The organism is Halorhodospira abdelmalekii, assembly GCF_016583625.1.
Lineage (GTDB): Bacteria > Pseudomonadota > Gammaproteobacteria > Nitrococcales > Halorhodospiraceae > Halorhodospira > Halorhodospira abdelmalekii.
On sequence record NZ_NRRN01000067.1, the window covers coordinates 1 to 10,739 of the forward strand.

Consider the following 10,739-nt stretch of genomic DNA (forward strand, 5'->3'; position numbering starts at 1 on the left):
CCAGGACCATCCCGTTAACCGCCTCCACGAACTGCTGCCCTATAACTGGGCGCCGCAAACCCAAGCTTGCGGAGAGCATGCCAGCACCGAGTAAAGTTCGGCTACACGGGATCTACCGGACGCTTACCCCGCGCCGACCGCCACGCCGTGCCGGGAGCGGATTAGTCCAACAACCGTTTATCTGGTCTGTGCGCGGGAGCCCCGCGACAACAGGCCGTCTCGGCAGCGCGCACACCAGATAAACGCTTAATCGTTGGGCTGCATAATAGTGATTGACAAGGTGTATCCTGCGGGCTACGCTTCGTAGCATGATGGAGATTCGCAAAACGGAAGCTTATGTCAAGTGGCTTGATGGGTTGCGTGATATTCGTGCCCGTGCCCGAGTGTTGGCGAGAGTTGAGCGATTGGCAGCAGGAAATCCGGGAGACGCCGAGCCAGTAGGTGAAGGAGTCTCTGAGTTGCGAATCAACTATGGCCCCGGTTACCGGGTGTACTACAAACAGCAAGGGCGTGAGTTAGTGATCCTGTTGGCTGGCGGTAACAAAAGAAGCCAGCAAAGAGACATTAAGGCCGCACTACGCCTTGCCCGCAATCTGTAGGATGACCCATGAAAAAAACAGCTACGTCCCGCTACGATGTTGCTGAGCATCTCCGTACGCCTGAAGAAATGGCGGCATATTTTGAAGCCTGCCTAGAAGAGGCAGAAGGTGACGCTGCTTTTATTGCAAAGGCCCTTGGTGATATTGCTCGTGCGAGAGGTATGTCGCAAGTGGCACGTGATGCAGGCGTGTCACGTGAAAGCCTATACAAAGCGCTTTCTGGTGAACGGACTCCGGGGTTTGACACAATTCTTAAGGTCATGACGGCACTTGGTCTGAAGTTGCACGCGGAAGCTGTGCATATTCCAAATAATGCCCAACAAGGCGCTCCAACCGACGCTCGTTCCTCGCGCGGTTGAGCGCTAGCGTTCGGCAGTAAGAGACTTTCGATGAGAGGTGTTGGATGAATATCAAAGATCTGATTCAGGATGCAGAGGCTCTTCCGGTGGAGGAGAGGGCGCTCGTAGTTGATTCGCTCCTTCGCAGCCTAAATCCGCCGGAATCGAAGATTGATGAGAAGTGGGCGGCGGTGACAGCTAAGCGTTTGAAAGAGGTTCGCTCCGGAGCGGTGGAGAGCGTTCCTGGTGAAGAGGTGTTTGCAAGGATCTGGAGGGACCGGGCTGAATGAGCTTTCATCTCCATCCTGAAGCCGAGCGCGAGCTTGAAGAGGCTGTCGAATATTACGAAGGGATCGAGCCAGGCCTCGGATATGACCTCTCCGTTGAGATCTATTCAGCAATTCAACGCGCTGTCGCCTATCCACAGGCATGGCCGGTGTTTGATGGAGAAGTCCGGAGGGCGTTGGTGCGAAGATTCCCGTATGGGGTGCTTTACTCCGAAGAAGAGGGAACTCTTCGATGAACTTGCACCGGGCCCCTGGGTACTGGAAGGGGCGTCGCTGACTGCCGAACAAGGCCATGCAGCCGACGCTCGTTCCTCGCGCGGCTGATGGCTGACGTTCAGCAGCACACAGGAGGAAGCAATATGCCTAGGAAAATCTTTTCAAGCTTTCACTACAAGCCGGATAACTGGCGGGCGTCCCAAGTTCGAAACATTGGTGCAATCGAGGGAAATAAACTGGCTAGTGATAATGAATGGGAGTCAGTAACCCAAGGCGGCGATGCCGCTGTTGAGCGTTGGATCAACGAACAGATGAAGGGGAAGTCTTGCGTCGTCGTGTTAATCGGTGCGGGAACTGCAGGGCGAAAGTGGATAAAGTATGAAATAAAGAAGGGGTGGAAAGATGGTAAGGGCTTGCTTGGCGTTTGCATACATAACCTAAAGGACCTCAATGGGGATCAGGCGAAAAAAGGAAGGAATCCCTTTGATGATTTTACAGTCGATGGCAAGAAGCTCAGTAGCATTGTAAAAGCCTATGATCCTCCATATTCAAGCAGTACCAACGTGTATAGCCATATCAAGGAGAATATTGTTGACTGGATTGAGGAAGCCATCGATATCCGAAATAGGAATTAATGGCTATGACAGATAATGATAAGAGATTTCACGAGAACTCCGACGCCGTTCAAGCGCATCTCGGAATCGCACAGTCTGTCATTCAAAGGATGGCGACGAATAGCGCATCCTGCAAAGGGTGGTGCATCGCGATCGTATCCGCAATACTGGTGCTCGTTATCGACAAGGATAGTCCCCATTATGCTGCGATTGCTTTGATACCGATAATCTTGTTTCTGGCTTTGGATACGTATTACCTTTCCTTGGAGAGGAGGTTCAGAGGTGCGTATAACCAGTTCATAGAGAAGCTGCATTCCCGAGGGATTGCTTCTACCGACCTATATGCCATCGTGCCTCATGGCGACGCTTTCAGGTCATTCTTCTTGGCGTTGCTATCATTTTCTATTTGGCCGTTTTACTTGACTCTGGGGCTAATGGTTGGAATTGCATGGAAGTACTTACTTTAAATGCTACTGAACAAGTCACTTCAGCGGACGCTCGTACCTCGCGCCGCTGACCTCAACGTTATACATCAGAAGGACGTCCATAGGTGCCCAGGCCGCAAGGAGCAACGAATGTCGTGGCTTTTGTCGATCGCCAAGAAATCGCGACGACCGAGGCGCAAGCTATTCGCCACCTTGCACGTCAGGTGGATCTTACTGCCGTTGAACAGTTTAAGGCGCAACTGCGGCACCAGGAAAGTTACCTTAAATGGATTGATTCTAGGCACAACGAACTTTTAGACGCGAAGCGACAGCTTGATCCCAACGGCCGAGGCCCCAAAGACGGGGTTTACCGTAAGTACCGCTGGTACGCAGAGCAGCAGTCATTGCTTGAAGCGATAAATGCCTTTGAGGTTCTTCTCAAGAATTCCTTCATCGGACTCGCAAAGGCATTGCGTAATTATGTTCCACCAGAAAAGATAAAAGGTGATGTGGAGGCAAAAGTGCTTTGGGCGGCGAAGGGATCAGCATCTTTTGCTTCGCTTATCTTTGAGCATAGGCTTTTCCATAAACTTGATAATGTCGACGATGTTACAAACATGCTCATCGGCTCAAAAAGGTACATGCCTAGCAATCTCAATAATCCATTGCGACCACGTGTTATTGCTCTGCAAGCGGTATTTCAGATCCGACACACGTTGTCTCACAATCAAGGCCATATAACGCAAAGTGATCGCGCAAAGTTCGCCTCTCTAGGTTATGAAGCGGCTCACGCGGAAGTAATTGACCCAAGTGAAAACCATTTTGGCAGGGTGGTGCGCGATTTGCTGCGCCAAGAGAGTTCAGATTTCACCGATTGGCTGCTCACGAAAACTGCGGGCTTTCTCAATGACAGGCATCAGAATGCTGGTGCACAGCTTGATGCGAGGGCGAGAAAGCGCATTGAAAGATATCTGGGCAGTCATGCTGCAATATCGGCCCTGCCATGGGCCTGATGTATAACAATGCCATTCAGTCGACGCTCGTACCTCGCGCGGCTGATGGCAGTCGTTATGTTCGGCCCAATATTGTGGCGTGGATGTGACTTTCAACGTGATGAATCAGAACAACAACAGAGGTATGGATGCACCGCCTTAGCCACCTTGTCATAAAGAATTTCCGGGCCTGCCGTGATGTGTCGCTGCCACTCGAGGGCTATACCCCGCTGGTGGGGCAGAACAACACCGGCAAGTCCACTATTCTTCAAGCCATCGAATGGGTGTTGAAACCAAAAGCGCTGTCTCTTGCCGATTTTGCCGATCCCAAATCACCGATTGAAGTCGCGGCCTGTATTGATGGTATCAGTGAGGCGATACTGGATCGCATTCCCGAGCAGAAGCATCGCAGGGCCATTGAGCCCTATTGCCGCGATGGCCGGTTGTGGATTCGAGTGATTGCCAACGGCACGGGAAAGAACGCCGTGAAGAAGGAAGTGTGGGATACAGAACAATGCCACGGCGACGAATTGCCGGAGCATTGGCGCGATTACCCGACGGGATTGCCCCAGGCCGTGTCGGTTTTGCTGCCGGAACCACTGGTGGTGCAGGCCATGCACGATCTCGGCGAGGATCTGGGCAAGGCCAAGGCCGGTACGACTATCAAAGGCCTGCTGGATGAAATCATGGGGCCGCTGTTGGCGGCTCACGCCGAGTTGAACACAGCGCTTGAGACGATTCGCCATGTACTGACCGCCGATGGCGATAACCGCTCTGATCATTTGCAGCAGTTCGACACCGACGCCACCGATGCGCTCACCCACTTCTTCCCCGGTCTGGCGCTTGATCTGGATTTGCAGGTAGTCGATGTCAAGGAATTCTTCAAGGCCGGGGATCTGCATGTTACCGACAAAACCACCGGCGACCGGCGGCGTTTTGACCAGATGGGTACGGGGGCTCAGCGGGCCATTCAGATGGCGCTGATTCGCTATCTCTCGGAGACCCGCAAGGAGGACGACAACCGCCCGGCGCGCCGCCTGCTGTTGATCGACGAGCCGGAGTTGTATCTGCATCCCCAGGGGGTGCGGCGCTTGCGGCAGGCGCTGGCCCATCTCGCCGAGGCCGGGTTTCAGATTGTCTTCTCCACTCACTCCCCGCTGATGCTCAGCCGGGACAACGCCGCCGATACCGTGATCGTGGGCAAAACCGCAGAAGCCGGTGCGACCACCCAGAAGCCCTTGCGCCAAGCGGTGGAGGGGGCGCTGAGCAACGCCGAAAGCCAGTCGCGCACCCTGTTCGAGCTGGGCAACCTGGCCGAGATCTACTTTGCCAACAGGGTGGTGATTTGCGAGGGCAAGACGGACGGACGCCTGCTGCCGCTGGTTTACGAGCGGCTTTACGGCATCACCCCGGATATTGACCATATCGCCTTTGTGTCCGTCGGCGGCTGCGGCAATATCCCCAAAGCCTTGCCGGTCATGGCCGCCATGGGTATTGCCGCCTGTGCCGTGGTGGATCTGGATTTTGCCTATACCCATGCCCGTTCCGGCGGGCTATTACCACGGGACGGTGACGACCTGAACAAGGTAAAATCCGCGCTGGCGCGCCTGCAAGCCGACCACAGCTTTACGCTGCACGATAACGGCTTGCCCAAAAACGATAAAGCCAACGGGCGCATGGCCGCTGATACCTGGGCGCTTTTCTCGGCCGACGACGAAGGCAAGGCCCTTGCCGAGCAGACCCAACATGCCCTCCAGACCCATCGCGTGTGGGCCTGGCCGCAAGGCTGCATTGAACAGGTGACCGGCGCCGACGACAAGGGCGAAGACGCCATTATCGAACAAGAGCAGCGGCTGCGCGATATGAGCGCGGCCGACATTGAACAACAGATGCCCGCCTTCAAGGCGTGCTTTGACTGGATCAGGAGTTTTTAATGCCGACGCTGGAATTCAAGGGCAAGCAGTTTGTTTACTCCCACCACCTCGGAGTGCCGTTTCGTGAATTGCAGGTGGTGGCTGAAAAATCCTTGCCTGCTGAGGGGCAAAAGCCCTCGCTGGACGATAACCTAATCATTCACGGTGATAATCTGGAAGCGCTCAAGGCGCTGCTGCCCACCCATGCGGGCAAGGTGGATTGCATTTTTATCGACCCGCCCTACAACACCGGCAACGAGGGCTGGTGCTACAACGACAATGTACGTTCGCCGCTGATGAAGGAGTGGCTGAAGAAGTCGGCCAATCCGGTGGACAAGGAAGACCTGGAGCGTCATGACAAGTGGTTGTGCATGATGTGGCCCCGATTGAATTTGCTATACGATCTTCTTTCGGATAGCGGGAGCATCTGGATTACGCTTGATGACAACGAAGTGCATCGCTTTCGTTCGTTGATGGATGAAATGTTTGGCAAACAGAACTTCATTTCCACAGTAATTTGGAGAAAAAATTACGCACCCAAGAGTAGTGCACGGCATTTTTCGGAGGACCATGACTATATCTTGGTCTATGCGAAACATTCTGAAGGATGGGTGCCAAACCTGTTGGCGCGAAGTGATGAGCAAAATGCTGCATACAGGGATACAGGAGACCCCAGGGGTCCCTGGCGTCCCAACAATCTGGCAGCAAGAAATTTTTACAGTAAAGGCACTTATTCGATTAAATGTCCAGGAGGGCGGGTTATTCCTGGGCCCCCATCTGGCTCTTATTGGAGAATTTCTGAAGAGAAGCTATGGGAGCTTGATAGGGATGGACGGATTTGGTGGGGCGAAGACGGCAACAATGTTCCCGCGCCGAAAATATTCCTGTCGGAGGTTAAGGACGGAAGGGTTCCACAGACATTCTGGGATTACTCGCAAGTGGGGCATACTCAAGAGGCAAAGCAGTCGCTTGTAAAAATTCTGAATTTCGAGAGCTCTGAAGATGTATTTATTACTCCGAAGCCTGTGGCGTTAGTGGAAAGAGTTATTGAGCTCGGAACTAAGCCAGATTCCATCATTCTGGATTCCTTTGCGGGGGCAGGTACAACGGCTCACGCGGTCTTGGAGGCCAACAAGAAGGACAACGGAAACCGTCGTTTTATCTTAGTCGAATGCGAAGACTACGCCGATACCCTCACCGCCGAACGCGTGCGCCGCGTAATCAATGGCTACCCCTACACCGGCACCCAGCGCGAGGAGCTGCACCGGGAGAACATCACCTGGAGCACTTTCGAGAAGAAACAGGCCAAAGTGCTGGAGTATGTCGCTTCCATCGAGAACCTGCACGGCCACGAATACGACAAGATCAAAAAGCAGATTAAGGATGGTGTGCTCACCGTGACCGGCGAGCGCAAGGTGGAGAAAACCGCACCGGGGCTGGGCGGCAGCTTTACCTATTGCACCTTGGGTGATCCAATCGACATTGAAAGCCTGCTCACCGGCAAGGGGCTGCCGAGCTTCGAGGCGTTGGCCCGTTATGTGTTCTACACTGCCACTGGGCAGTCGCTGGAGAAGGTTGGCAAGCCCGCCCCCGATGGTTTTATCGGCGAGACCGATCTGTTCCGGGTGCACCTGTTCTACCAGCCGGAAAAGGAGTGGTTGCGTTCCAATGACGCCGCGCTTAATGCCGAGCGGGTGACGGCCATTGAAAAGAGCAACCAGAGCGGCAAGCGCGCCATTGTGTTTGCCGTGGCCAAGTTCATGAGCCAGAAGGAATTGACCGCTCGGCGCATCGAGTTCTGCCAGTTGCCCTATGCTGTCCACCGGATTCTGGGGGATTGAGCATGGAACTCAAGGAATACCAACAAGGCGTACTGAGCAAGCTGGACCGCTATCTGACGGTACTGGCCGAACAGCGCGAACAGGCAGAGGATTTCGTCGAGTTCCAGAAGAGCAAGGGCAAGACCGCCCCCCTGGGTGACTATTGCCGGGAAGCCTGGGATCAGCTCAACACGGAGCGACTTCTGCCGTATCTGTATCAGAATGGCAATCCTGTTGTGGCGCCGCACCTGTCGCGGCACGATGGCTTGGGGCAGTCGATCCCCAATATCTGCTTCAAGGTGCCCACTGGCGGCGGCAAGACGCTGTTGGCCACGGCTGCGCTGGAGCGGGTGCAGACGGATTGTTTCAAGCGCCAGACCGGGCTGGTGCTGTGGGTGGTGCCTTCCGAGGCCATCTACCGGCAGACCTGGAAGCAACTGGCCAACCGCGAGCACCCCTACCGGCAGATGCTGGAACGGGCTTCTGGCGGGCGGGTGAAATTGCTGGAAAAGAGTGATGCCTTTACCCGCCGGGATGTGGAGGGCCAGCTGTGCGTCATGCTGCTGATGCTGCCCTCGGCGGCGCGCAAGTCCAAGGAAACCCTGCGTCTGTTTCGCGACAGCGGCCGCTTTACCTCCTTCTTCCCGGTGGAAGACGACAGCGAGGCCAACCGGGCTTTGCTTGATCGGGTGCCGAACCTGGATCAGAACGATCTGGCGGATATGGGCTTTGCCGAGGGCATCGTGCCGAATTCGATTTCCGTCAAACAGAGCCTGGGCAATGTGCTGCGGCTGGTGCGCCCGGTGGTGGTGATCGACGAAGGCCACAAGGCCTATTCCGATACGGCCCGTGACACCCTGGCCGGGTTCAACCCGCGCTTTATCCTGGAATTGTCCGCCACACCCAATACGAACAACAAGCACCAATCCAATGTGCTGGTCAATGTGCCGGGGGCAGATCTCAAGGATGAGGAGATGATCAAGCTGCCCATCAACGTGATCAACGAAGGCAAGGGCGGCTGGAAGCACACCCTGACACTAGCGCACGCCAAACAGCAGGAGCTGGAGCAGGCGGCGCTGGCGTTCCAGAACGAGACCGGGCGTTATATCCGCCCCATTGTGCTGATTCGTGTGGAGCGCACCGGTAAGGAGCAGCGCGACGGTGGGTTGGTGCATGCCGAAGATGCAAGGGAATACCTGCGCGATCAGTTGGGGGTGAAGGAGGAGCATATCCGCCTGAAAACCTCCAGTGATGACGAATTGGCCGACGAAGACCTGTTATCCTCTACCTCGCCGGTGCGCTTTATCATCACCAAGGACGCCCTGCGCGAGGGATGGGACTGCCCCTTCGCCTATGCCCTGGCGGTGCTGTCGCGCACCACGGCCACAACGGCACTGACGCAGATGATTGGCCGCGTGCTGCGCCAGCCCCACGCTCAGGCCACCGGCGTGGCCGCGCTGGACGAGTGCTATGTGTTTACTTTCGATCAGGATGTCACCGAGGCGGTCAATGGAGTGCGCAAGGGGCTGGAGGATGAAGGCATGGCCGATCTGGCTTCCAGCGTCAAATCCGTGGACCCGGGCAGCGGCCAGCCCCAGAATATGCGCCGCGAGACCATTCACCGGCGGGACAAATTCGCCGGTCTGCCCCCCATCTTCCTGCCGCGGGTGTTGCACCGGGACACCAGTGCCCCGGACGGCTACCGCCCGCTGGACTACGACCGTGATGTGCTGGGCGCACTGGACTGGGAGGCATTGCAGTTTCTGGGGGTGGACAAGGCCGCCATGGACGATGACAAGCTGCAACGCACGGTGGCTCGGGTCACCCTGGACCGCAAGGCCAAGGAGACCGGCCAGACGGTGTTCGAACTGGAGCAGGAGGCGGTTAATGCCTTACCCGATGAAGGGCTGGACGCCCCCTATCTGGTGCGTCAGTTACTCGATGTGGTGCCCAACCCCTGGCAGGGCATGCGCCTGTTGGACGAAACCCTGGCCGCCCTGCGGGCCAAAGGCGTCACCGATGAACAGATTTATGTGAATCGGTTGGACCTCGTGCAGACCATGAAGGCCGACTTGCGCGAGCAGGTTAACGCCATGGCCGAAAGCCTGTTTCGAGAAAAGCTTGATAGCGGGGAAATCGCCCTGCGACTGGTCGCCTCCAATGACCCGGCATTGAACTGGAAAATTGCCGAGACCCTGGAAATCGACGTGTCTGATGTTGACCCGCTGCTTTATCGCAAGAACGGTGAGCCACTAGAGAAGAGCCTGTTTGAAAAGGTGTACCAGAAGGAATTCAACGAGCTGGAGAAGAATACAGCCTGGTATCTGGATGAAAGCCAATGCGTGTACTGGTGGCACCGAATCGCCGTCAATCAGCGTTCCTATGGCTTGCAGGGCTGGCAGCGGCATCGGGTGTACCCTGACCTGCTCGCGTGCGTCCATGGCGTCGAGGAGGGCAAGTTCCGCTTCTCGGTGCTGGAGACCAAGGGAGATCACCTCAAAGGTAACGACGATACCGAGTACAAGCGGAAGCTGTTCGAACTGTTCACACGCTACGCGGATGTGACGGCCTCCATTGGCCAACTTGCGCTTGAGGACCAGGACGAACCCATGCGGTTCAGGATGGTGATGGAAAAGGACTGGCAGCAGGCGCTGGTGGACGAAGGCATCCGTAGGCAGGAAGCAGTATGCACATAACAACAGCGTCAACGCGGACCGGGTTTTCCGCTGGCGCTCCAAATCCGGCCGGTTACGCTGGGCGTTCGGCAGGGACTATGGGGACGTGCCAAAATGATAGGGATATCCACATAGAGGGGTGAATATATGCCCGTGATTTCAATGTTCTACGGGATCATCATCCGGATGTACTTCTTGGATAACCAGCACCATGGCGTGCCGCACATCCATGCGCGCTATGGGGAGCACGAAGCGTCAGTCGGACTGTACGATGGTGAAATACTCGCAGGAGAGCTTCCAAGGAAACAGTTGCGCCTCGTTCAAGCTTGGATCGAGCTGCATCGTGATGAACTGGTGGCTGACTGGGAGTTGGCGGTGGCCGGAGAGACCCCATACAAGATAGATCCATTGTGAGGTGAGTATGTATTGGGATGTGAAGAAAGTGCGTCCGTTGGACGACTATCAAATCTACGTTGAACTGGAAGATGGAAGGAAAGGTCTTTTTGATCTCAAGCCATATTTAGAGCACGGCGTTTTTAGAGAGTTAAAAGATAAATCGTACTTTCGCCAGGTCGACGTTGTGTTTGGCGCTGTTACGTGGCCCCATGAACAGGATATTGCGCCAGAAACGCTGCTGGCCGGGCTGAAACCAGTTGAAAACAGTAATGCCGAACAAAGCGCTTAACACGGACTGCCTCAGTCGCTGCGCTCCTTCGGCATCCGGTTAGCGCTGGCGTTGGAATCCTCTCGGGCATTGACTAGCCGTATCCAGACGGATACTATTGGCGGATGTATACATTCCTCCGCACACCAGAATTCGATAAGTGGCTGAAGAAGCTGCGCGATCCGGTGGGAAAGGC

11 protein-coding genes are annotated in these 10,739 nt (G+C 55.5%); all 11 read left to right on the top strand.

Going from position 1 to position 10,739, the window contains the following annotated elements; translation table 11 throughout:
* Nucleotides 1-308 precede the first annotated feature (308 nt).
* The 11 genes from CKO15_RS12375 (at nucleotide 309) to CKO15_RS12425 (ending at nucleotide 10,564) form a co-directional block, all read left to right on the top strand.
* Nucleotides 309-599: a type II toxin-antitoxin system RelE/ParE family toxin gene (locus CKO15_RS12375; protein WP_200196769.1), complete on the top strand. Its 291-nt coding sequence runs from the start codon at nucleotides 309-311 to the stop codon at nucleotides 597-599.
* Between the two features lie 8 nt (nucleotides 600-607).
* On the top strand, nucleotides 608-958 hold the full coding sequence (locus CKO15_RS12380) for an addiction module antidote protein (protein ID WP_200196771.1): 351 nt from the start codon (nucleotides 608-610) through the stop codon (nucleotides 956-958).
* A gap of 44 nt (nucleotides 959-1,002) precedes the next feature.
* Nucleotides 1,003-1,227: an addiction module protein gene (locus CKO15_RS12385; RefSeq protein WP_096409437.1), complete on the top strand. Its 225-nt coding sequence runs from the start codon at nucleotides 1,003-1,005 to the stop codon at nucleotides 1,225-1,227.
* A complete protein-coding gene (locus tag CKO15_RS12390) occupies nucleotides 1,224-1,460 on the top strand; it encodes a type II toxin-antitoxin system RelE/ParE family toxin (RefSeq protein WP_200196773.1) in 237 nt (78 codons plus the stop codon). The genes CKO15_RS12385 and CKO15_RS12390 overlap by 4 nt, the downstream gene beginning before the upstream one ends.
* Nucleotides 1,461-1,547: 87 nt before the next feature.
* Complete coding sequence (locus tag CKO15_RS12395) at nucleotides 1,548-2,075, top strand: TIR domain-containing protein (RefSeq protein ID WP_242464783.1); 528 nt, start codon at nucleotides 1,548-1,550, stop codon at nucleotides 2,073-2,075.
* Nucleotides 2,076-2,634: 559 nt separating this feature from the next.
* Nucleotides 2,635-3,492, top strand: a complete 858-nt coding sequence (locus CKO15_RS12400; protein WP_200196775.1) for a hypothetical protein — start codon at nucleotides 2,635-2,637, stop codon at nucleotides 3,490-3,492.
* A 128-nt stretch (nucleotides 3,493-3,620) separates the two neighbouring features.
* Nucleotides 3,621-5,405, top strand: a complete 1,785-nt coding sequence (locus CKO15_RS12405; RefSeq protein ID WP_200196776.1) for an ATP-dependent nuclease — start codon at nucleotides 3,621-3,623, stop codon at nucleotides 5,403-5,405.
* Nucleotides 5,405-7,225, top strand: coding sequence for a site-specific DNA-methyltransferase (locus tag CKO15_RS12410; protein WP_200196779.1), 1,821 nt, complete (start codon nucleotides 5,405-5,407; stop codon nucleotides 7,223-7,225). Before CKO15_RS12405 ends, CKO15_RS12410 begins: the two co-directional genes overlap by 1 nt.
* A 2-nt stretch (nucleotides 7,226-7,227) precedes the next feature.
* Complete coding sequence (locus CKO15_RS12415) at nucleotides 7,228-9,900, top strand: DEAD/DEAH box helicase (RefSeq protein ID WP_200196782.1); 2,673 nt, start codon at nucleotides 7,228-7,230, stop codon at nucleotides 9,898-9,900.
* Nucleotides 9,901-10,026: 126 nt separating this feature from the next.
* Nucleotides 10,027-10,293, top strand: a complete 267-nt coding sequence (gene dhiT / locus CKO15_RS12420; protein WP_200196784.1) for a type II toxin-antitoxin system toxin DhiT — start codon at nucleotides 10,027-10,029, stop codon at nucleotides 10,291-10,293.
* Nucleotides 10,294-10,300: 7 nt separating this feature from the next.
* Nucleotides 10,301-10,564: a DUF2442 domain-containing protein gene (locus CKO15_RS12425; protein ID WP_200196786.1), complete on the top strand. Its 264-nt coding sequence runs from the start codon at nucleotides 10,301-10,303 to the stop codon at nucleotides 10,562-10,564.
* Nucleotides 10,565-10,739: the final 175 nt, after the last annotated feature.

Excerpts from the sequence above, each read along its gene's own strand:
- CKO15_RS12375 (WP_200196769.1), top strand. The coding sequence starts at position 309 with ATGATGGAGATTCGCAAAACGGAAGCTTATGTCAAGTGGCTTGATGGG.
- CKO15_RS12380 (WP_200196771.1), top strand. The coding sequence starts at position 608 with ATGAAAAAAACAGCTACGTCCCGCTACGATGTTGCTGAGCATCTCCGT.
- CKO15_RS12385 (WP_096409437.1), top strand. The coding sequence starts at position 1,003 with ATGAATATCAAAGATCTGATTCAGGATGCAGAGGCTCTTCCGGTGGAG.
- CKO15_RS12390 (WP_200196773.1), top strand. The coding sequence starts at position 1,224 with ATGAGCTTTCATCTCCATCCTGAAGCCGAGCGCGAGCTTGAAGAGGCT.
- CKO15_RS12395 (WP_242464783.1), top strand. The coding sequence starts at position 1,548 with ATGGCTGACGTTCAGCAGCACACAGGAGGAAGCAATATGCCTAGGAAA.
- CKO15_RS12405 (WP_200196776.1), top strand. The coding sequence starts at position 3,621 with ATGCACCGCCTTAGCCACCTTGTCATAAAGAATTTCCGGGCCTGCCGT.
- CKO15_RS12410 (WP_200196779.1), top strand. The coding sequence starts at position 5,405 with ATGCCGACGCTGGAATTCAAGGGCAAGCAGTTTGTTTACTCCCACCAC.
- CKO15_RS12415 (WP_200196782.1), top strand. The coding sequence starts at position 7,228 with ATGGAACTCAAGGAATACCAACAAGGCGTACTGAGCAAGCTGGACCGC.
- dhiT (WP_200196784.1), top strand. The coding sequence starts at position 10,027 with ATGCCCGTGATTTCAATGTTCTACGGGATCATCATCCGGATGTACTTC.
- CKO15_RS12425 (WP_200196786.1), top strand. The coding sequence starts at position 10,301 with ATGTATTGGGATGTGAAGAAAGTGCGTCCGTTGGACGACTATCAAATC.